Source organism: Candidatus Caccoplasma merdavium, assembly GCA_018715595.1.
GTDB classification, from domain to species: Bacteria; Bacteroidota; Bacteroidia; order Bacteroidales; family UBA11471; genus Caccoplasma; species Caccoplasma merdavium.
Window position 1 is genome coordinate 38,741 of sequence record DVLI01000026.1, and the last position, 22,278, is coordinate 61,018.

General features: G+C 52.7%; 17 protein-coding genes and 1 tRNA gene. 11 read left to right on the forward strand and 7 right to left on the reverse strand.

Annotation, left to right across the window (positions count from 1 at the left end; genetic code table 11):
* Positions 1-75 precede the first annotated feature (75 nt).
* Complete coding sequence (locus tag IAD09_08745; GenBank protein HIT82307.1) at positions 76-1,272, reverse strand: threonine ammonia-lyase; 1,197 nt, start codon at positions 1,270-1,272, stop codon at positions 76-78.
* Between the two features lie 212 nt (positions 1,273-1,484).
* Between IAD09_08745 and IAD09_08750 the strand changes: the two genes are divergently transcribed.
* From IAD09_08750 to IAD09_08795, 10 genes are all read left to right on the forward strand, one after another.
* Positions 1,485-2,906 (forward strand): sulfatase-like hydrolase/transferase, encoded by a 1,422-nt coding sequence (locus tag IAD09_08750; protein HIT82308.1) that lies wholly within the window; start codon positions 1,485-1,487, stop codon positions 2,904-2,906.
* 6 nt (positions 2,907-2,912) lie between these two features.
* Positions 2,913-4,169: an anaerobic sulfatase-maturation protein gene (locus IAD09_08755; GenBank protein HIT82309.1), complete on the forward strand. Its 1,257-nt coding sequence runs from the start codon at positions 2,913-2,915 to the stop codon at positions 4,167-4,169.
* Positions 4,170-4,182: 13 nt separating this feature from the next.
* Complete coding sequence (locus IAD09_08760; GenBank protein HIT82310.1) at positions 4,183-4,728, forward strand: methylated-DNA--[protein]-cysteine S-methyltransferase; 546 nt, start codon at positions 4,183-4,185, stop codon at positions 4,726-4,728.
* 61 nt (positions 4,729-4,789) lie between these two features.
* The gene (tsaB, locus tag IAD09_08765) at positions 4,790-5,491 is read left to right on the forward strand and encodes a tRNA (adenosine(37)-N6)-threonylcarbamoyltransferase complex dimerization subunit type 1 TsaB (GenBank protein HIT82311.1); all 702 of its coding nucleotides are present in this window, start codon (positions 4,790-4,792) and stop codon (positions 5,489-5,491) included.
* 9 nt (positions 5,492-5,500) lie between these two features.
* The gene (locus IAD09_08770) at positions 5,501-6,115 is read left to right on the forward strand and encodes a DUF4290 domain-containing protein (GenBank protein HIT82312.1); all 615 of its coding nucleotides are present in this window, start codon (positions 5,501-5,503) and stop codon (positions 6,113-6,115) included.
* Positions 6,116-6,151: 36 nt separating this feature from the next.
* The gene (murA, locus tag IAD09_08775) at positions 6,152-7,459 is read left to right on the forward strand and encodes a UDP-N-acetylglucosamine 1-carboxyvinyltransferase (protein HIT82313.1); all 1,308 of its coding nucleotides are present in this window, start codon (positions 6,152-6,154) and stop codon (positions 7,457-7,459) included.
* A 4-nt stretch (positions 7,460-7,463) separates the two neighbouring features.
* A complete protein-coding gene (rimM, locus tag IAD09_08780; protein HIT82314.1) occupies positions 7,464-7,991 on the forward strand; it encodes a 16S rRNA processing protein RimM in 528 nt (175 codons plus the stop codon).
* Positions 7,992-8,158: 167 nt separating this feature from the next.
* A tRNA-Ser gene (locus tag IAD09_08785) sits at positions 8,159-8,246 on the forward strand.
* A gap of 373 nt (positions 8,247-8,619) precedes the next feature.
* A complete protein-coding gene (locus IAD09_08790) occupies positions 8,620-10,875 on the forward strand; it encodes a leucine-rich repeat domain-containing protein (protein HIT82315.1) in 2,256 nt (751 codons plus the stop codon).
* Positions 10,876-10,946: 71 nt separating this feature from the next.
* Positions 10,947-12,008 carry a hypothetical protein gene (locus IAD09_08795; GenBank protein ID HIT82316.1) on the forward strand — a complete coding sequence of 354 codons (1,062 nt, stop codon included), beginning with the start codon at positions 10,947-10,949 and terminating at the stop codon, positions 12,006-12,008.
* A gap of 99 nt (positions 12,009-12,107) precedes the next feature.
* Here the strand turns inward: IAD09_08795 and IAD09_08800 are convergent, their stop codons facing one another.
* From IAD09_08800 to lon, 5 genes are all read right to left on the reverse strand, one after another.
* On the reverse strand, positions 12,108-13,370 hold the full coding sequence (locus tag IAD09_08800; protein ID HIT82317.1) for a phosphoglycerate kinase: 1,263 nt from the start codon (positions 13,368-13,370) through the stop codon (positions 12,108-12,110).
* A 132-nt stretch (positions 13,371-13,502) separates the two neighbouring features.
* Positions 13,503-14,336 carry an orotidine-5'-phosphate decarboxylase gene (pyrF, locus tag IAD09_08805; GenBank protein HIT82318.1) on the reverse strand — a complete coding sequence of 278 codons (834 nt, stop codon included), beginning with the start codon at positions 14,334-14,336 and terminating at the stop codon, positions 13,503-13,505.
* 29 nt (positions 14,337-14,365) lie between these two features.
* The gene (gene prfA / locus IAD09_08810) at positions 14,366-15,475 is read right to left on the reverse strand and encodes a peptide chain release factor 1 (GenBank protein ID HIT82319.1); all 1,110 of its coding nucleotides are present in this window, start codon (positions 15,473-15,475) and stop codon (positions 14,366-14,368) included.
* Between the two features lie 130 nt (positions 15,476-15,605).
* Positions 15,606-17,900: a carboxypeptidase-like regulatory domain-containing protein gene (locus IAD09_08815; protein ID HIT82320.1), complete on the reverse strand. Its 2,295-nt coding sequence runs from the start codon at positions 17,898-17,900 to the stop codon at positions 15,606-15,608.
* 147 nt (positions 17,901-18,047) lie between these two features.
* Positions 18,048-20,534: an endopeptidase La gene (gene lon / locus IAD09_08820; protein HIT82321.1), complete on the reverse strand. Its 2,487-nt coding sequence runs from the start codon at positions 20,532-20,534 to the stop codon at positions 18,048-18,050.
* A gap of 173 nt (positions 20,535-20,707) precedes the next feature.
* On the opposite strand from lon, the gene IAD09_08825 reads away from it, so the two are divergent.
* Positions 20,708-21,430 (forward strand): methyltransferase, encoded by a 723-nt coding sequence (locus tag IAD09_08825; protein HIT82322.1) that lies wholly within the window; start codon positions 20,708-20,710, stop codon positions 21,428-21,430.
* Between the two features lie 60 nt (positions 21,431-21,490).
* Here the strand turns inward: IAD09_08825 and IAD09_08830 are convergent, their stop codons facing one another.
* Positions 21,491-22,264: a prephenate dehydrogenase gene (locus tag IAD09_08830; protein HIT82323.1), complete on the reverse strand. Its 774-nt coding sequence runs from the start codon at positions 22,262-22,264 to the stop codon at positions 21,491-21,493.
* Between the last annotated feature and the right edge of the window lie 14 nt (positions 22,265-22,278).

The following is a 22,278-nucleotide window of genomic DNA, read 5'->3' on the forward strand; positions in this document are numbered from 1 at the left end:
TTACTTTTTGGCAAAACATCATCGGCCGGATTCCCGGCCGATGATGTTTTGAAAATGAGTGGATCTCCTTTCCTGTTATAAAATGACATGATAGCCCGATTTGATGAGTTCCTGCAAGATGTTGTCGATGTGTTCCTGGTTGCGGGTTTCGAGCACGACTTGCAGGTAGCAGGCGTTGATGTCGGTCGCTTTCCCGGCACGGTCGTGATGTACCGAGATGACGTTGGCACCCATGCGGGCGATGATGCTGGTCACGCCAACCAGTTGGCCGGGGCGGTCCATCAGTTCGACGGTTAATACATAAGAACGACCCGACTTCTGCAAGCCTCGGTTGATGACCCGGGAAAGAATCGTGACGTCGATGTTGCCACCAGAAACCAAACAGATTGTCTTTTTCCCGGCAATGGGGAGTTTCCCAAACATGGCGGCGGCCACCGAGACGGCACCGGCACCCTCGGAAACAAGTTTTTGTTGCTCGATGAGCGAGAGAATCGCCGTCGAAATTTCATCGTCCGATACCGTTACGATGTCGTCGACATAGTGGCTGCAAATGTCGAATGTGTGTGTGCCCGGCTCTTTCACGGCGATACCGTCGGCAATGGTGCGCACCGAGTCGAGGCGTTCGATTTTTTTGTGGTTCAGCGACTCCACCATGCTGGCTGCGCCGCTGGCCTGTACGCCGTAGACTTTTATGTTTGGATTCAGACTTTTGATGGCAAAGGCCACGCCCGAGATGAGTCCGCCGCCACCCACGGGCACGATGACGGCCTCGACATCGGAAAGTTGGTCGAGTAGCTCGATGCCGATGGTTCCTTGTCCGGCAATGACGTTCTCATCATCGAAGGGGTGAACGAATGTGTATCCTTTCTCCTCTTTCAGTTGCAGGGCTTTCTGGTAGGCATCGTCATACACACCGTCGACGAGGCACACCTCGGCGCCGTATTTCTTGGTGGCTTCGACCTTGGAAATGGGGGCTCCCGAGGGGAGGCATATCAGCGATTTGATGCCGTTTTTGGTGGCACCCAAGGCAACTCCTTGCGCATGGTTGCCCGCCGAGCAGGCAATCACGCCTTTGGCTTTTTCCTCGTCGGAGAGTTGTGAAATTTTATAGTAGGCTCCTCGCACTTTGAACGAACCTGTGAGTTGCAGGTTTTCGGGTTTCAGAAATATCGGAGTGCCGGGAAGAATTTGGGGGGCGGCGATCAGATCGGTACGTCGCAAGACCTCTTTCAAGACAAAAGAGGCATGATAGATTTTGTCGAGCGTAAGCATAGGTCCAGGTAATTTTTATGGGTGCAATATTACAAAAAAAGAATCAAAAATTTCTTTTTGCGTCCCCTCAGTTTTGAATGAATTTTTGCGAGTCGGAGATAAGGCAATGTGAAATTCCTGCACGGTACTCCTTTTGGGAAAATATCGTTAAAATATCGCTTCTCGTTTGGACAGGCCGAGGAAAGGAGCTATCTTTACTCAAAACTGTTCCTATGTATAACGACAAATGGTGGAGGGGCCTTTGCGCCCTGGGTATTATCGCGGCACCTCATATCGATGCCGAAGCACAGAATCCAGCCGGGAATCCCCTCGGCGGTAATGGTGAAAAACCCAATATCATCTTTATCTTGGCCGATGATTTGGGATATGGCGACCTTTCATGTTATGGAAACCGGCATGTCGAGACGCCACACATCGATGGCTTGGCCGAGACCGGGACCCGATTTACCCAGTGTTATGCCGGCTCGGCCGTGAGCTCGCCATCGCGTTGTTCCCTCATGACCGGGCGCAACACGGGCAATACCACGATTCGCGACAATTTTGCCCAAGCCGGCGGCATCGAAGGAAAGAAGGGCGAGCAGACGATCCGTCGCATGCACCTGCTTCCCAACGATACCACCATTGCGGCCGTATTGGGCGCCGGCGGCTATCGCACCTGCTTGGTAAACAAGTGGCATCTCGATGGCTTCAATCCCGAAGCGACGCCGCTAAACCGTGGTTTCGACGAGTTTTACGGTTGGCTCATCAGCACCTCATATTCCAACGATCCCTACTATTATCCCTATTGGCGGTTCGACAACGAACGATTGGGGCATATCGAGGAAAATGCCGATGGGCGTCACCTCCGTCACAATACCGATATTTCGACCGACGATGCCATCGCTTTCATTCATCGCAACCGGGAGAATCCGTTCTTCCTCTATCTGGCCTATGATGCTCCGCACGAGCCCTACAACATCGACGATACCCATTGGTACGACGACGAGAGTTGGGACCCCAATACCAAACGCTACGCATCGCTCATTACCCACATGGACAAGGCCATAGGCCGTCTCCTTGCCGAGCTCGATAGCCTGGGCTTGCGGGAAAACACGCTCGTCATCTTTGCCTCGGACAATGGCGCCGCCAAGCAGGCCCCGCTTGCCGTTGTGGAGTGCAACGGCAATCTGAGAGGCATCAAAGGCCAACTTTACGAGGGTGGCATACGCGTGCCTTTTATTGTGAACTGGCCGGGGCATGTGCCCGTGCGGCAACTCGACAACTTGATATACTTCCCCGACGTCATGCCTACCTTGGCCGCTGTGGCGGGAGCCAGCGAATACCTGCCGTCGCGACGCGACGGCATCGACCTGTGGCCGTTGATACTGGGAGGACAACTCGATACCGACGACCGGTTGCTCTACTGGGAGTTCCCCGGCAAGCAACGCGCTGCACGTCGCGGCGATTGGAAAGCCGTGAGTGTGAAGAAAAATGCCCCGCTCGAACTTTACAACATTCGGGAGGACGAGACCGAGTCGAACAATCTGGCCGATAAGTACCCCGAGAAGGTGGCCGAATTTGAACGGCAGATGCAACAGGCACGCACCCCGTCGCCTTATTGGCCTTTACCCGGAGAACAACCCGCCAAGGAGTAGTGCCGCATGTCGCTTTGTCGCCCTTTTGCCCGTCCGCTTTATGTGATGTTGAAACCGGCAGGTGCCCGTTGCAACTTGGCCTGCTCATACTGTTACTATACCGGGAAAGACTCGCTCTACGATGAGAAGACGCCTCATTGTATCTCTGATGATTTGCTCGAACGCTTCACCCGCGAATACATCGAGTCTCAGACACAGCGTGAAATTCTTTTTACCTGGCATGGGGGCGAACCGCTTCTGCGGCCGTTGTCGTTCTACCGCAAAGCCGTGGCTTTGCAACGCCGATATGCCCGAGGACGGGTGATTGATAATTGCATACAGACAAACGGGACCCTGCTCACCAACGACTGGTGTCGCTTCTTCAAGGAGCAGGGGTGGCTGGTCGGCATCTCCATCGACGGTCCCCGGCGTTTCCATGACGCCTGCCGCTGCAATCATCGGGGAGAACCCTCGTTCGCTCAGGTGATGCGAGGCATCGAGCTTTTGAACAAGCACGGAGTGGAATGGAATGCCATGGCCGTTGTCAATAGACTCAATGCCGATTATCCGTTGGAGTTTTATCGTTTCTTCAAGGAGATAGGGTGCAGATACATACAGTTTGCGCCCGTTGTGGAGCGAATCAAATCCACCCCGCACGGTCTTGCTTTGGCCCATGTGGGAGAAGCCGACGGTTGTGCCTTGACCCCACTTTCGGTGACGCCCCGGCAATGGGGCGATTTCCTGTGCGCCCTTTTCGACGAGTGGGTGCGAGCCGATGTGGGGCAGTATTTCATTCAGCATTTCGATGCCACCTTGGCCAACTGGGTGGGTGAACCGCCCGGCGTTTGCACGCTTTCTTCCTCGTGCGGACATGCGGCCGTGATGGAGTGGAACGGAGATGTCTATGCCTGCGACCATTTCGTTTTCCCTGCCTACAAGCGCGGAAACATAACTACCCATACTCTGGTGGAGATGCTCTATGGGGAGGAACAGTTGCAATTCGGTCGGGACAAAACCGGAACGCTGCCGGCACAATGCCGTTCTTGCCGATACCTTTTTGCCTGTCACGGCGAATGCCCGAAGAATCGTTTTGTGCGCACTTCATCGGGAGAGCCGGGGTTGAATTATCTCTGTGACGGATATTTCCGGTTTTTCGAACATGTGGCACCCTATATGAATTTCATGCGTGACGAACTGTTGGCCGGGAGAGCACCGGCCGGGGTCATGCGGGTTGTCGACAAGATAGACCGTGCAACGGGAAGCAGCCGTGATGAAATAGCATGAACAAACCCGACAAATGAAAAACAGTGAAAATGTCATACGGATACGCCCCTACACGTCACCTTGCGGGACGTTGCTGTTGGGAAGCTATCACGACAGCCTTTGCCTGTGCGACTGGGTCGAAAGTCGACACCCCGGCCGCACGCGGCGGCGTTTGCAGTCGTTGCTTGGTGCTGAATGTGTCGAGGCCGACTCGCATGTCTTGCGTGAGGCCGCCCGCCAGCTCGATGATTATTTTGCACATGGACGCACCCGTTTCGACCTCCCACTTCTTTGGGTCGGAAGTGATTTCCAGAAAAAGGTATGGCAGGCTCTGCTCGGAATACCTTACGGGCAGACAATCTCATATAAGGAACTTGCCATCGGCATCGGAGCCCCCTCTGCCGTGCGTGCTGTGGCCAATGCCAACGGAGCCAATGCCCTCTCTATCATCGTCCCTTGCCACCGCGTCGTCGGAGCCGACCATTCCCTCACCGGATATGCCGGTGGCCTCGCCGCCAAAAAATTTTTATTGAAATGGGAGCAAAACGGGGAACCCGGAGCGTTTGGGACGGTTTTATAAATGCACCTTTTTCTCAAATCAGAAAAAATGGCTACCTTTGTCAGGTAAAAGAGAGAAGAATATGCCCGTAATACTTAACATAGAAACATCGACCGATGTCTGCTCTACCGCCTTGACTTGCGACGGAGAGGTCCTGTTCAATCGGGAAAATTACAAAAGCATGTCGCACGCCTCGTCGTTGGGCGGGTATGTGCAGGAAGCCTTGTCCGAGGCCAAAAGTCGGCATCTGACTCTCGATGCTGTTGCCGTGAGCCGGGGGCCCGGTTCCTATACCGGCCTGCGCATCGGCGTTTCCGAGGCCAAGGGGCTCTGTTTCGGTCTCGATGTTCCCCTCATCGCCGTCGACACGCTGGCGGTGATGGCATGTGCCGTTATGTTTAGAAAGAATATCGACGAAACGGCTTTGCTTTGCCCCATGATCGATGCCCGTCGCATGGAGGTCTATTCGGCCGTGTATGACCGGGCATTGAATCCCGTCAAGCCGGTATCGGCCGAAATTATCGATGCAAATTCCTATGCCGATATTCTGGCCGAGCGACCCGTCCTGTTTTTTGGCAACGGAGCCGAAAAGTGCCGCGACGTCATTGTCGGGGAACATGCCCATTTCATCGACGGCATACACCCCTTGGCGTCTGATATGTTGGCTCTTTCGGAGATGGCTTTCCGGCAGTCTCGTTTTGAGAATGTGGCCTATTTCGAGCCCTTCTATCTCAAAGAGTTTGTCGCCACGAAACCTAAAAATAAAGTCCTTTCAAACGAATAATCCCTTCTCATGGAACAAGAAGATTTGCTCGCATACAATACCCAAAAGAAAAAAATGGTCCTTCCCGAGTATGGACGTAACGTGCATCGCATGATTGAGTATTGCATGAGTCTCGAAGACCGAGACGAACGTACCCGTTGTGCCAATGCGATTGTGAACATCATGGGAAACCTCTTTCCCCATTTGCGCGACATCGACGATTTCAAGCACAAGTTGTGGGACCACTTGGCCATCATGTCCGATTTCAAACTCGACATCGATTATCCCTATGAGGTTATTCGCCAGGAGAAGCTTCACGACAAGCCCGAGAACGTGCCATACACCACCGGCAACATGCGCTATCGTCATTACGGCAAGTTGCTCGAACTGATGCTGCAAAAGTGGCAGGAAATGCCCGAGGGAGAGGAGAAAGACCAGTTGATCGTCTACTTGGCCAATCACATGAAAAAAGCGCTCACTTCGTGGAACAAGGAGGCCGTCGATGATGAGAAAATCCTCAAAGACATCTTGGAATATACCCACCATGAAGTGCCGCTTACCTTGGAACAACTTCACCTCAAAGAGGTACCCAAGGAAAATGTGCAGAGAAAAAATAAAAATAACGGAAGAAAAGCGGGACGATAACCGCTTTTTTTGTATATTGAGCAAAAATTCTCTCACATGGCATCATTCGTTATAGAAGGCGGCCGCCGCATGCACGGCGAGCTGATACCGCAAGGCGCTAAAAACGAAGCCTTGCAGATATTGTGTGCTACGTTGCTCACCCCCGAGGCCGTAGAAGTGTATAACCTGCCCGACATTCTCGATGTCAACAACCTCATACAACTTCTCCGGGACTTGGGCGTGGAGACCACCAAGATAGGGGAGGGAGCCTATCGTTTCAAGGCCGAGAATATCGACTTGAATTATCTGCAAACGCCCCAGTTCCTCAAACAGAGCGCTTCGCTGCGCGGTTCGGTGATGATTGTGGGCCCGTTGGTAGCCCGTTTCGGGAAAGCCGTAATTGCCAAACCCGGTGGAGACAAAATCGGTCGCCGGCGTCTCGATACCCACTTCCTGGGAATTCAGAAATTGGGCGCCGAGTTTTCTTACAATCCCCAAAAACAGATTTATGAAATATCGGCCAAGGAACTCATCGGTACCTATATGTTGCTCGATGAGGCATCGGTCACCGGCACGGCCAATATCTTGATGGCGGCAGTGCTGGCCAAAGGGAAGACCACAATATACAATGCGGCTTGCGAGCCTTACCTGCAACAGCTCTCGAAGATGCTCAATGCCATGGGAGCCCACATATCGGGTATCGGTTCGAATCTGCTCGAAATCGAAGGCGTCGAGTCGCTCGGCGGTTGCAAACACACCATCTTGCCCGACATGATAGAGATAGGTTCCTTCATCGGCATGGCAGCCATGACCGGCTCCGACATACGTCTCAAAAATGTATCGGTCAAGGATTTGGGTATCATACCCGACAGTTTCCGCCGACTTGGCATTCGTGTCGAGCAAGAAGGCGATGACCTTTACATACCGCAACAAGACAGTTACGAAATAGAAACCTTCATCGACGGCTCCATCATGACCTTTGCCGATGCCCCCTGGCCGGGTCTTACGCCCGACCTCCTCAGTGTGTTCCTCGTGGTGGCCACGCAGGCCAAGGGCAGCGTGCTGATACACCAGAAGATGTTCGAGAGCCGCCTTTTCTTTGTCGACAAACTCATCGACATGGGGGCACAAATCATTCTCTGCGATCCGCACCGTGCGGCCGTCATCGGCCAGGCCAAAGCCTATCCTTTGCGGGCTGCTTCCATGGTGTCGCCCGACATTCGTGCGGGCATTGCCCTGCTCATCGCCGCCATGTCGGCCGAGGGTACCAGCACGATACACAATATCGACCAAATCGACCGAGGATACCAGCGCATCGACCTGCGGCTCAACGCCATAGGCGCTTCCATCACCCGTCAGTCCTGAAAATATGATTCAACGCGACGAACTTATCAAAATAGGCACCTTCAACAAGCCTCACGGGGTGCAAGGCGAGTTGGCCTTCACGTTTACCGACGACATTTTCGACCGTTGCGAATCGCCCTATGTCGTGTGCGAAATCGACGGGATATTCGTGCCTTTCTTTATCGAAGAGTATCGGTTCAGGAGCGATACAACGGCCCTCATGAAACTCGAAGATGTCGATAGCGAAGAAGAGGCACGCCCCTTTACCAATCTCGATGTTTACTATCCAAAGGCTTATATCACGAACGATGAAGATGGCGGATTGTCGGCACCGGGAGATTTCTTCCTTCACTTCTCGGTTTATGATACCGAGAAAGGCTTTTTGGGACATATTGTCGATGTCGATATGTCGACGGCCAATGTGCTCTTTGTCGTGGAGCGGGAGAAAGGCGGAGAATTGTTGATTCCCGCTATCGATGATTGGGTCGTTTCGGCTGATGAGCAGGAGAAGAAGTTGGTCATGAACATTCCCGAAGGACTGCTCGACCTCTGACGTAATGTGTCGGAGAATTTTTTTCGATAAAGATAAGTCGTTGATGTCGAATGAGTACCGATGCGCGACAAATGCCTGTGTCAAGATTTTCCATAAAAAACGGCAAAGAGAAACGCAGATAAAAATAAAATTCGTATATTTGCACTCGATTTTGAGAAAACCACTTTGGAGTGATGCTCGAGTGGTTGAAGAGGCACGCCTGGAAAGCGTGTAATCGGCAAAACCGGTTCGGGGGTTCGAATCCCCCTCACTCCGCAAGCAGTGTCGGTAATCATCAATGATTACCGACACTGCTTTTTTATACCCTTCTGATGGAGAGATTTTTCGAGGTATCGGTAAAGCATCGGGCGTATGGGGAATCCTTTTATAAGATATGATACCTCTCTGTCCGGTGTTGAAGCTCTCTATTCTTTTCTGCGAGTTGAGCTTTTATTCCCATTGGACTCGGCTTCGAATACCTGTGCGATTTGTGCGTGCATTCCGTTCCCGGGAATGAGTTCCGTCGTTTCCTTTTTCGACAGGGAAGTCTTCGATGTGCTTTGCTGAATCCATGCGTCGAAAACTGAGTTTCTCTTTGTCTCTGCTTCGGCTTTTTCGTATCTTTGCCAACGATTTAGGTCGATAGGTTATGATAAGAAACATATTCTCTCTTGTTTTCGTTCTTGTTTATGTATCGAAGGCGTTGGACGTTTGTGCCTATGATTTCGAGAGCGATGACATTTATTATACGATAAAGAATACAAGGCAGGTTGAGGTTGCAATTCCTCCACACGAGTCTGCATATAGTGGAGAGGTGGTCATTCCGGCTTCGGTTGTGTACGAAGGAAAAAGCTATGCGGTGACAGCCATTGCCAGACATGCTTTCCAAGGGTGTTCACGACTTGCCTCACTTACGGTTCCGGCCTCTGTGGTTGAAATCGGCGATTCGGCCTTTTTTGCTTGTTCCGCCCTCAAATATTTGGTGTTGGAAGATGGCGACAAACCGCTTCGTGTGGGCTGCAACAGTTATCAAGGTATTGCGGCCGGAGAGGCCATCTTCAACGATTGTCCGCTCGAAACCCTCTATCTCGGGAGAGAATTGCAGTATGAAGGTGGATTTTTTTACGGCTATTCGCCCTTTTACAAGAAAAGACATCTCTCGTTGGTGATAATCGGCGAGGGCGTGCGCCGGTTGGAAAACCGGGCTTTCTACGGTTGTGAGGATTTGACTTCGATAACCCTGGGCGGTCGGGTGGCTTCGATAGGCAATTACGCTTTTTACGCCTGCAAGTCGCTCAAAGAACTGGTGATAAAAGAGGGGGAGGTCCCACTTGAAATCGGCACCAACGGGACGGGTAAAAATTTCCTGAGTGACGCCCCGGTGGAAGTCCTTTATTTGGGACGGGACTTGCAATATCCCGAGAGTGTGGGGCAGATATACAATCCCTTTTTTCAGAAAGAGACGCTGCGCACCGTCACGATAGGCGAGGCGGTGAGAGAGATTCCCTCTTCGGCTTTCCAGGGGTGTCGTTCCATTGTTTCGTTCACGGTGGGGAGCCGAGTCGAGCGCATTGGCAATTATGCCTTTTCGGGTTGTAAATCTCTGCGTGAACTTTTTATCAAGGATGGCGATTCGACCCTGTTGCTGGGCGTGAATCTCCATACCACATCGAGAAAGGGCGAAGGGCTCTTCTTCGATTGTCCGCTCGAAACCCTCTATCTCGGGCGCACGCTCGACTATTCGACCAGTTATTTCGACGGCTATGCCCCCTTTTACGACCAACAACGCTTGCAGTCGGTTGTCGTGGGCGAGCATGTCGTGTCGTTGGGCGACCGTCTTTTTTTCGGGTGTCATTCGTTGGCGCATGTGACGGTGGGCGGCTCTGTGGAGTTCATTGCCAATTATGTATTCAAGGAGTGTGCCGCTCTTACCGAAGTCGTGTTCCGAGACGGGGTGTTGCCCCTCTATGTGGGGTATAACAAATTCGCTTCCGATGGGATAGGGGAGCCGCTCTTCTCCGACAGCCCGTTGCACACGGTTTATTTGGGGCGGACCTTGTCTTATAACGTGAGCCGTTTCTATGGTTTCTCGCCTTTCTATCAGCAGGCGGCTCTTTCGTCGGTGACGTTGGGCGATTGTGTTACGCTCCTCCCGCAAAATCTTTTTTACGATTGTACGTCACTCACCGAACTTTCCATTCCCGGCGGCGTGTCGGCTGTCGGCCATTCGGCATTCTCGGGTTGCACGGCGTTACGGAAACTGGTGTTCAAAGATGGTACCGAACCGTTGGCGTTGGGATATAACCACTTTTCACAAGTCGGCGGGAAAAATCTTTTCCATGACACGGCGGTCGAGACTCTCTATTTGGGACGAGACGTGCAGTTTCTCTCCGGTATCGAGTATGGCGGGGCTCCTTTTTCATCGTTGAAGACATTGCGCCGTGTCGAGGTGGGGGCGACTGTCACCACCATACCCGATGACCTCTTTGCCCGTTGCAGCCAGCTCGAAACTGTCACGATAGGAGGGCGTGTCGCGACAATCGGAAATCGTGCCTTCCAGGGGTGCCATAGCCTTTCGCGTCTGATTTTCAACGATGGAGACACGCCATTGTCGTTGGGTTGCGACCTGTATGAGCCGGCCGGTGTGGGTCATGCCCTTTTTTATGACAATCCCATTCGGGAGCTTTACCTCGGTCGCGAGTTGCGCTATCCCGAAACCATCTATTCGGGGTATGCCCCCTTTTACCGCAAGGAGACTTTATCCCAGGTGACCTTGGGTAAAGGCGTGACAACGGTAGGCCCCCGCCTTTTCTACGGGTGTGCGCAGTTGCGGCAACTCGTCGTCGAAGGTACCCTGACGCACATCGGGGCGTATGCTTTTTACGGTTGTGGAGCAAAACCCTAATCTTGCTTGTTTTTTAAACTTATCGACCCCTTTTCTTGTTTGGGAAGAACAACCCCTAAATAAGAAAAGAAATGAAACGTGTTTTTATCTTGGCCCTATCGCTCTTGGCCTGTTGTGCAGTGCTTCCGGCACAGAATTACAACAAAAAAGAGGTAAAGAGTTTGCAACAATTTCTCAATCAGCCGTCGGCCAAAGAGAAGCCCAACTATGCCCTCTTCAAACGTACCAATCTCAACGACCCTTCGACATGGGAAGGCGTCACTTGGGAGAATGGTCATGTGACTGTCATCGATTGGCGGGGAAGAGGCTTGGCCGGAGACCTTTCGCTCGACAACTTCACCCAATTACAGCGGGTCGATGTGACCGCAAACCAACTGACCACGCTTTCGGCCTCAGGTTGCAAGGCATTGACGAACATTGAGGCGGGGCGCAACAAACTTACCGGGATAAACCTCTCGGGCTGTACGGCTTTGCGGACATTGAATTGTTTTAAGAACCGCCTTTCCGACATCGACCTCTCCTCGTCGATGGGCATCGTGTCGCTCAATTGTGCCGACAATCTTTTTGTCGAACTTTCGGTGGCTCATGCCGACTCGTTGACCTCGCTCAATGTGCAGGGGTGTCATCTCGAATGGCTCTCGGTCGACAGTTGCACGCAACTCAAAAATCTGTATTGCGGATACAACCGCATTTCGGAGTTGCACCTCATCGATGTCCCGGCTCTCGAAACATTGAACATGGACAACAACAGCATTGCCCAATTCTACGCCTCGGGCCAGTCCAACCTGTATTATTTCTCGTGCAGCGGCAACAATATGTCGGTATTGAAAATGACAAACTGCGGAGCACTCTCGACGGTGGATTGTTCGTACAATAATCTTTCGTCGCTCGATTTTTCGGGTTCGAGCAATCTGACGACGGTCAATTGCTCCAATAACAACCTGACGCGTATCGATTTGAGCAATCTCCAAATGTTGCAGAATGTAGATTGCAGCCAAAACCAGCTGAGTATCATCGACGTCTCGTATTGTCCCAATCTTATGTCGCTCAATTTCAGGGGGAATCCGTTGGTAACCCTTTATACGATGGGCGATTACAACCTGCGTATGATTTCGGGTGTGTGGAGTTATTGAGTAGCGTGAAAAATTGGGAGATAGGAGTTTGTTCCGCTATTCAAAAAGACAGGCCGTCCATTTTTGGACGGCCTGTCGCATATAAGAAGGGTTGATTGCTTATCCGCGAATGGCTTTGATACCGGGAAGTTCGCGACCCTCGATGCATTCGAGCAGGGCGCCGCCGCCGGTCGATACATAGCTTACCTTGTCGGCCATGCCGAATTTGTTGATGCAGGCAACCGAGTCACCACCACCGATGAGCGAGAAGGCTCCTGCCGCGGTGGCATCGACGATGGCTTGTGCAATGGCACGCGAACCGGCTTCGAAGTTGGGGAACTCGAATACGCCGGCAGGACCGTTCCACAGAATGGTCTTCGACGATTTGATGACTTCGGCAAGTTTCTTGGCCGATTCGGGACCGAGGTCGAGGCCCATCCAGTCATCGGGTATTTCGCTGTTTTTGCAAGCCTTGGTTTGGGCATCGTTCGAGAAGCTGTCGGCGATGATGCAGTCGGTGGGCAATACGAGATTTACGCCCAACTCTTTGGCTTTGTTCATGATGCTGATAGCCGTTTCGAGCATGTCGTCTTCGCAGAGTGAAGTACCGATTTTTCCGCCCATGGCTTTGGCGAAGGTGTAGGCCATGCCACCGCAGATGATGAGGTTGTCGACTTTGCTCAGCAGGTTCTCGATGATGGTGATTTTCGACGAGACTTTCGAGCCACCGATGATGGCGGTTACGGGGTGTACGGGATTTTTCATCACTTTCTCTACGGCTTCAACCTCTTTCTGCATCAGGTAACCGAACATTTTGTTCTCGGGTGAGAAGTAGTCGGCGATGAGGGCTGTCGAAGCGTGAGCGCGGTGGGCGGTACCGAAGGCGTCGTTCACATAAACGTCGGCGAGGTCGGCGAGGTTTTTGGTGAATACCTTCTGGCTCTCTTTGACGGCTTTCTTGGCAGCGGCTTTTTCTTCGTCGCTGGCATCTTCGGCGAGTCCTCTGGGTTTACCCTCTTCTTCGGCATAGAAGCGGAGGTTTTCGAGAACGAGCACTTCACCCGGTTTCAGTTCGGCAACAGCGGCTTTTACGGCGTCGCCTTGGCAATCATTGACAAATTTGACGGGTTGTCCCAGCAGTTCGGAAAGGTGGTTGACGATGTGTTTGAGGGAGAATTTGTCTTCCGGACCTTTTTTTGGGCGTCCCAGGTGCGAGCCGATAATGATGCTGCCGCCATCGGCCAGGATTTTTTTCAGCGTAGGCAGAGCTGCGCGCATACGGGTATCGTCGGTGATATTCAAGTTCTCATCGAGAGGTACGTTGAAATCGACACGAACAAACGCCTTTTTACCGGCGAAATTGAAGTTGTCAAGTGTTTGCATATTCTTATCTTTTTAATGAGACTCTTTTTTCCTTTTTCGGCTGCAAAAGTATAAAATATTTTTGTTTTGAGTTATCAATTTGTTGCAAAACGGAGGCTTGATTTTAACTATTTTAGCACCTCGGCGTGCACCTTAATCCAATAACCCTTTTTGAGCCAGTAATGTTTCCATTTCCCGGCTGATTTTTTCGGCTTCGCGGCGTGCCGCCTCGGCAAAAGCCTCGCTCTTGTCGGCGTAGATGATGCCGCGTGAGGAGTTCACCAGCAGACCGCACCGGTCGTTCATGCCATATTGGGCCACCTCTTGCAGGCTGCCGCCTTGGGCTCCCACGCCGGGAACCAGCAGGAAGTGGTCGGGGGCGATGCGGCGCACGTCGGTGAAGAGCTTGCCCTGCGTGGCGCCCACGACAAACATCAGCTGGTCGTCGGTAGCCCAGGTTTGCGTGACGCGCAGCACCTTCTCAAAGAGGCGTTCGCCTTGTGCGTCGGTGGTGAACTGGAAGTCTTGCGACCCCTTGTTCGAGGTCAGTCCCAGCACGATGACCCAGTGTCCCTCGTAGTTGAGAAAGGGTTTCACGCTGTCTTCGCCCATGTAGGGAGCCACCGTTACGGCGTCGATGTCGAGGTGCTCGAAGAAGCTGCGGGCATACATTTCCGAGGTATTGCCTATGTCTCCGCGTTTGGCGTCGGCGATGATAAACTGGTCGGGGTGATTCTCTTTGAGGTAACGGACGGTTTTCTCAAAGGCTTTCCACCCTTCGAGGCCGAGGCTTTCGTAGAAGGCGAGGTTGGGCTTGTAGGCCACGCAAAAGTCGGCCGTGGCGTCGATGATGGCCTTGTTGAAGGCGAAGATGGGATCTTCTTCCGTCAAGAGATGTTGCGGTATCTTCTTGATGTCGGTATCGAGACCTACGCAGAGGAAAGATTTCTTGCGGCGGATATTCTCAAAAAGTTGTTGCTTGTTCATATGCGAAGAATGTTTATAGATGCTGTCGGTTAGAGTTCGCTTTCTTTCAGGCGTTCGGCATTTTCGGCCACGATGAGGTGGTCGATGCAGTCCTGTATGTCACCGTCCATGAAGGCGGAGAGGTTATAGATGGTGTAGTTGATGCGGTGGTCGGTGATGCGCCCTTGCGGATAGTTGTAGGTGCGTATCTTGGCCGAGCGGTCGCCGGTCGATACCATCGTCTTGCGTTTGCTGGCGATGTCGTCGATGTATTTCTGGTGTTCCTTGTCGTAGATGAAGGTGCGGAGGCGGGAGAGGGCCCGTTCCTTGTTCTTGGGCTGGTCGCGGGTCTCGGTACACTCGATGAGAATCTCTTCGACTTCGCCCGTGTTGGGATTTTTCCAGTTGTAGCGCAGCCGCACGCCCGACTCCACCTTGTTGACATTCTGTCCGCCGGCGCCGCCGCTGCGGAAGGTGTCCCACTTGATTTCGCCTTCGTTGATGACGACGTCGAACTCTTCGGCTTCGGGCAGTACGGCTACCGATGCGGCCGATGTGTGTACCCGTCCTTGGGTCTCGGTGGCGGGGACACGCTGCACGCGGTGCACGCCCGATTCGTATTTGAGGGTGCCATACACCTTTTGTCCCGATACTGAGCAGATGACCTCTTTGAAGCCGCCTGCGGCGCCTTCGCTGGCGCTCGATATTTCGAGTTTCCACCCTTTCATTTCGCAATATTTGGCATACATGCGGAAGAGGTCGCCGGCAAAGAGGGCGGCTTCGTCGCCGCCTGTCCCGCCGCGTATTTCGAGTATGGCGTTGCGGTCGTCCTGCGGGTCGGCGGGCACGAGCAGGAGTTTTATCTCCTCTTCGAGTGCCGGTATCTGGGCTTGGCTCTCGTCGAGTTCTTCACGGGCCATTTCCCGCATTTCGGGGTCGCTTTCGCTGTCGAGTATTTCGCGGGCTTCATCGATGTTTCTCAGCAGGCCGGCATAGCGTTTGCGGGCGTTGTCTATTTTTTCGAGGTCGCTGTATTCTTTGGTGAGTTTGGCAAAGCGTTTGCGGTCGTTGATGACTTCGGGGTCGGTGATAAGTGTGCTTACTTCCTGAAAACGCAATGACAAACCGTCTAACTTCTCTAATAATTTGTTGTCGCTCATAGATTGGCAATTTGAGCGCAAATATACAAAATCGTGACGGAACTTTTTGTATGACGCCGGTACAAATTCGACGCTATTCTTTCCTGTTTCCGAGATGAAGTGCCGGTGGTGGTCGTGCTTTCCCTCCCGATTATTCTTCTTCGTGGAATTTGTGCTTCTTGTTTCCGAACGTGAAACGGTAATTGATGGTGAGGCCGAATATGTTTCCCGTCTCGACCCGTGGACGGCTTATGTGCGATGTGTATTCGTATTCCGATTGTTCATATACCATGTCGTACGCATTTTTGAAAAACGGATTGTAGGCATACAGTATGAAGTTCCAGCTATTGATAGCGTATGCAACTTGCATATTGATTTGAAAATCCCGCGATGTGTAGACCGCCGTTGTGGGATCGAAATTCCTGCTCAGACAGACGCAATTCACGCTGGCCGAGAATCCTTTATACATAAATGTCGAATATCCGCCCGCAGCCACGACGTCGAGTGTGAAGTTTTTCCATAATGAGACGTTTAAATGACCGTACACGCCAGCCAATCCTACGGAAAATCGTTGGGGTATGATGTCGTATTGTATATTCAGTCCATATTGTTGTGTCGCGGAAATTTTTCCGTTCTCTTTTTGTTTGATAAAAATTTGTCGCTCTCCGATAAAATCGACTTTGTCATAAATGATATGGGAATATCCGTGGACTTGCAGGTGTGGCATTATCGATAACCGCCCGTGTGTCCAAGTGTAGCTGATCTGGTTTTTGAATGACCAGACGTTTTTTAAATCGGGATTTCCTCTTCTTACCATGTATTCATTTTCCTTGTATTCGGGGGTGGTCATGTCGGATACATCGGGTTGTGTGCTGCGGAAGGTGGATTTTATCCTCAGGTTGTGTGCTTTCCGGGTATAGGTGAGTTGGAAAAACGGTATGAACTGGTGCTCGACGGTTGTGCTCTTCTCTGTGCGCGAGAAGGATAGCTGTTCGGCCAGGCGGACTTGCAAACTCAACTTGTTTTTTATTTTGTAGTTATAGGTGGCATACAGCCGCGTGTAGCCCCGGCTCAGAAAGACGTTCGATGCGCTACCTTCCCGAGTGTTGCGACTGTCGGTGCGGGTGAAGTCCTGATAACCTTCCACACTGAGCGAAGAGCGGTTTTTGAACGTTTTACTGTAATTGGCCTTGAAACTGGTGTGCCAGCTTTTCTCGTCGGTGGCATTGTTGTAGGTCGATGATGTCTCGTCGTCGGTGCGGTAGGCATACCAGCGTTTGTAATGGTTGGTGCCCCGGTTGCCATACCACTCCAACCGCACCTGCTGCTCGTTTTTCAGTACACGGTTATACCGCATTCTCACGGCGGGCAGGAGGTCGAGTGTGTGGGTCTTTTCCTGTCGGGTATAATTTTTTGTGTCGTTGCTGAACGTTTCGCGACTCCATGTGTCGCGCTCTTCCATCGTCCGGTTCATGCGGAGCGAGGAGTAGAAGGTCTGCTGCTTGTCTTTGTAGAGGTAGTTGAAATAGCTGCTGAGGTCGTTGGCGTTCTCGTCCGACGGGAGAGCCTCGGTCGTATTTACAACGACACGCTCGGGAAATGTGTAGGTGGTTATCGTGTAGTCTTCGTTGTGATTACGCGCATGGGTATATTGGTCCGAAACAGAGAGGGCAAACTCCGATTTGTCTTGGAAGTATTGAGCCGTTCCGCGACCGCTGCCGTAAGGACGGTTCAGTTGTTGTTTCCCGTTGAAGGCCACAGCTCCGGCATAGTCGCGCTCTTTCAATATATAGTCGAGTACGACATCGGCTTCGGGGTAATCGGGTAGACCGTTGGGGTAGAAGTCCACCCGTTTGATGTCGCGCGGGTTCAGCGTGTTGATTTCTTCTTCCGACGCCTCCATGCCGTTGATGCAGAAAAAGATGTCTTGGTCCATATAGGTGGGGGCCGACTGGAATGTCTGTGTTCGCACTCCCGGTATCATGAGGGCGGCCAAGGCGCTGTATCCGTCGTAGGCGTGGCGCATTTGTTCGCGGGTGGGGTAGACCATGGTCTTCTCCTCGGTGCTTACCGTCTGGCTGCCCACGACGGTAACTTCTTGCATGAGTATGGCGTTTGTGCTCAGTGTGATGTCGCCGAGCCGTATGAGCTTTTCGTCGGTCGGGTTCAGTACGAGGGTCATCTCTTTGTAGCCGATGTAATTGATGCGCAGGAGATGTGTCTGTCTCTTTGCCGGCAGTTCCAGTGTAAAATTGCCTTGGCTGTCGGTTGTCGTGTTTGCGATGAGTAGGCTGTCGGCCTCGTAGCAGCGTATGGTTGCCCCGATGAGGTCGTAGCGCTTTTCGTCTTGCAGGTGCCCTTCGATTTCGATGCTCGCCTCTTGGGCCGAGAGGGGAAAGGTGAGTAAAAAAATGCAGCAGAGAAACGCCGGTATGAATCGTATCATGGTATCCTTTATGGGTCGGTTGAATAAATGTTTTGTCGTTTGACGTGTCGGATACCGAAAAGGTTACAACGGCTCTTCGGAATAATAAAAAACGGCGTTGCCTTTTGTGGGGCAACGCCGTGGTAAAGTGGCGGAAGTCGGTTCTTGTTATTTGTTCTCCTTCTCTTCGCTCTCCTTGGTTTTGACGGACAGGTCGACGGGGTGGGCGACCTTTTCGGGGAGCAGGGCGATGTCGAGCACCTCTCTGATGTCGTGGACATAGTGGAACTGCAATCCTTTGAGGTAACTGGGCTTGATGTCCTCGATGTCTTTGCGGTTTTCGTCGCAGAGAATGATTTCTTTGATACCGGCACGTTTGGCGGCCAGTATCTTTTCCTTGATACCGCCCACGGGCAGCACCCGGCCCCGCAAGGTGATTTCGCCCGTCATGGCCAGGTGGGCGCGCACCTTGCGCTGGGTAAACGACGAGGCGATGGAGGTCACCATGGTGATGCCGGCCGACGGGCCGTCCTTGGGTATGGCTCCTTCGGGGACGTGTATGTGCAGGTTCCAGTGGTCGAACACCTGACTGTCGATGCCCAGTTCGTCGGCGTGGGCCTTGACATATTGCAGGGCGATAATGGCCGACTCTTTCATGACATCGCCCAGATTTCCCGTGAGGGTGAGTTTCTCGCCTTTGCTGCGGCTGAGGCTCGACTCGATGTAGAGAATTTCTCCGCCCACGGCCGTCCAGGCCAGGCCCGTGACCACTCCGGCATAATCGTTCCCTTCGTAGCGGTCGCGAGTGTATTCTTTCATGCCGAGATATTCGGTCAGGCTGTCGACCTGCAACTCGTGTTCCCACTCTTCGTCGGCCGCTTTTCTACGAGCCACCTTACGCATGACCTTCGCGATTTTCTTGTCGAGCTCGCGCACGCCCGATTCGCGGGTGTAGGAGTCGATGATGGCGGCCATCGTTTTCTTGGGAATGTCGATGTCGTCTTTGCTCAACCCGTGCTCTTCGAGTTGCTTGGGCACAAGGTGGCGCCGGCCAATCTCGATTTTCTCCTCCTGAATATATCCCGAGACCTCGATGAGCTCCATGCGGTCGAGCAGGGGGCGGGAGATGGTGTTGAGGTTGTTGGCCGTGGCGATAAAGAGTACCTTGGACAAGTCGTAGTCGATGTCGAGGTAGTTGTCGTGGAAGGCGTTGTTCTGTTCGGGGTCGAGCACTTCGAGCAGCGCCGATGCCGGGTCGCCCTTGAAGTCGTTGCCTATCTTGTCGATTTCGTCGAGGACGAAGACAGGGTTCGACGACCCCGCTTTCTGTATGCCTTGAATGATGCGGCCGGGCATGGCTCCGATGTAGGTGCGGCGGTGTCCGCGTATCTCGGCCTCGTCGTGCAGACCACCCAGTGAAACCCGCACATACTTGCGGTTCAAGGCTTCGGCAATCGACTTGCCCAGCGAGGTTTTTCCCACTCCCGGAGGGCCGTAGAGGCAGATGATGGGCGCCTTCATGTCGCCGCGCAGTTTCAGTACGGCAAGATGCTCGATGATGCGTTCTTTGACTTTTTCGAGACCGTAGTGGTCCTTGTCGAGTTGACGTTGGGCGTTTTTGAGATTGAAGTTGTCGGCCGTGTATTCGCACCAAGGCAGGTCGGTGAGCGTTTCGAGGTAGTTGTACTGTACCGAGAAGTCGGGCGACTGCGGGTAGAGACGTTCCAACCGGCGCAACTCCTTGTCGAAGACCTCCTGCACCTCTTTGCTCCATTTCTTTTGGGCGGCTTTTTGCGTGAGCTCTTCGATGTCCTGCTCCTGACTGTTGCCTCCCAGTTCGTCCTGTATGGTTTTTATCTGTTGTTGCAAGAAATGTTCCCGTTGCTGCTGGTTGATGTCGGCTCGGGTTTTCGATTGGATATCGGCCTTTATTTCGAGCAACTTGGCCTCTTTGCGCAGGGCGGCATAGAGGGCGAAGGCCCGTTCCTTTATCGTGGCGGCATCGAGAAACTCTTGCTTTTGTTGGGGCGTGAAAGGTATGTTGGTACACAGGAAATTGACCAGATAGAGCATATTTCCCATGTTGCGGAGGGCAAAAATCAGTTCGCGGGGCGGCTCGGCCATCGATTTCAGCACATCGAGCGTAATATCTTTCAAGGCGTCGAGCAACGCTTCAAACTCTTTGTCGTTCTCGGCGGGGAGCACTTCGGGGTGAAGCGAGATGTTGCCTGTGATATAGGGGTAGAACGAGGTTATTTCGTCGAGGTGAAAACGCTGTTTCCCTTGCAAAATTACCGTCGTGTTGCCGTCGGGCATTTCCAGTATCTTGACGATTTCGCCCAGCGAACCGACCGTGTAGAAGTCGTCGATGTCGCTCGGGTCATCGTTATACATGTCTTTCTGACAGACAACGCCTATGAGGTGTTTTTTCCGTGCGGCTTCACGCACAAGTCGCAACGATTTCTCCCTTCCCACGGTGATGGGAAGCGTCACGCCGGGAAAAAGCACCATGTTGCGCAATGGCAGAATGGGCAGATTCGTTTCGTTGAGACCCGGACATTCGATATCGGGTGAACCATCGATCTCGGCAAAGATGGTGCCGATGCTGGTATTCTCGTCGGTATCAAAAAAGAGGTTCTTATCAGATGAAAGCATAGTTTGTCGTATTTGTCATTTTGTCAGATTGCGGCTTGTTTTAGCACTTGACTGCCTCATGTAGCAGGTCTTATTTTATACTGCAATTGACGTGCCAAAGTTAATGATTCTTTATCGACTATGGATATTATTATATATTTTTGTTTATTTGCCGACCGAAAACTCTTCCCGACATGAGCAATCCCTATTTCCGATTCAAACAGTTTACCGTGTGGCATGACCGTTGTGCCATGAAGGTGGGAACCGATGGCGTGTTGTTAGGAGCCTGGTGCGATGTCGCCGCGTCGCATCGCATTCTCGACGTCGGTTGTGGTACCGGACTTATTGCCCTCATGGTGGCCCAGCGCACGGCTGGCGACGTGACCGTCGATGGCCTGGAAATCGATGCGGAAGCGGCCGGGCAGGCTGCCGAGAATGTTGCCCGTTCGCCGTGGAGCGACAGGGTGTATGTCACGAAGGCCGACTTCCTCGATGTCGTTGCCGCCGGTGCGGCACCCCGTTATGACCTGATTGTCTCCAATCCGCCCTATTTCGAGCACTCGCTCCTTCCCGAGGACGAGGCTCGTCTCACGGCCCGGCATACCGAACGGCTCACCTATGCCGCTTTGCTGCAAGGGGCTGCCGATTTATTGCTCCCCGAGGGGCGGGTGGCACTTATTTTTCCCGCATCGCTCTATCCTGCGGTCAATGCCCAAGCCCGGCGCTACGGCCTTTATCCCCGCCGGCTTACCTGGGTGAGCGGTCGTGCCGGATTGCCGCCCAAGCGGGTGATGGTCGAGTGGAGTCGGGAGGCAGCCTCCATATGCGAGGAATCGCATCTTGCCATCGAGACCGCCCCTTTGCAATGGACGCCCGAATATAAGGCGCTCACACGCGATTTCTATTTGCAGTTGTAGAACAAAGAAGAGGGCTCGTATGTGTCACGAGCCCTCTTCTTTTTGCCAGGGAAACGGCCATTACTTGATATTCTCCCGCATGGCGGTGAGGTATTGTTGCATGGCCGCACTGTCTTTGCGCGTGACGATGTCTTGTAGCTTGGCCAGATTTTCCTGAATCTTTTCCAGTTGCTCGCTGGTGTGCGGGTTGAAAAGAATTTCGGTAATCAGGTAATCATCTTCCGAGAAGAGGCCCCGGGCGATGTTCATGTGTTTCTTGAACGTGGTACCGGGAGCGTCCTGGTGCTTCATAATCGAGGCAAACACCATGGTCGAGGCAAACGGTATCGAGAGCGAGTAGGCTATCGTCTCGTCGTGCTGCTTGAAGGTGTACTCGAAGATGTTGAGATGCAGCCGGCTATACAGGTCTTTGAAAAAGACTTTGCCCAAATGATTCGACTCGGTAATGATGATGGTGTTTTCCTCAGACAAGTTGCTCAGGTTGGCAAACGTGGGACCGAACATGGGGTGGGTCGACACAAACGGACGTTTCACCTTGGCATAGAACTCGGGCAGACCGGTTTTGACCGAGGCGATGTCCGATATGATGCAACTCTCGGGGATATGGGGCAAAACCGCTTCGAACGCCGGAATCGTGTATTTCACGGTGGCGGCGTTGATGAGCAGTTCGGGCTTGAACGCCTCGATTTCCTCCATCGTTGTCATGCGTTGGGTGTTGAAGGTGAAACGCAAGCGTTGAGGGTCGGTGTCGTATATGCCCACTTCGTGCTCGAAACTGAGTACATCGGCAAAGAACGAGCCCATTTTGCCGGCACCCAAAATCAATATCTTCATTTTTCGGTTCCTTT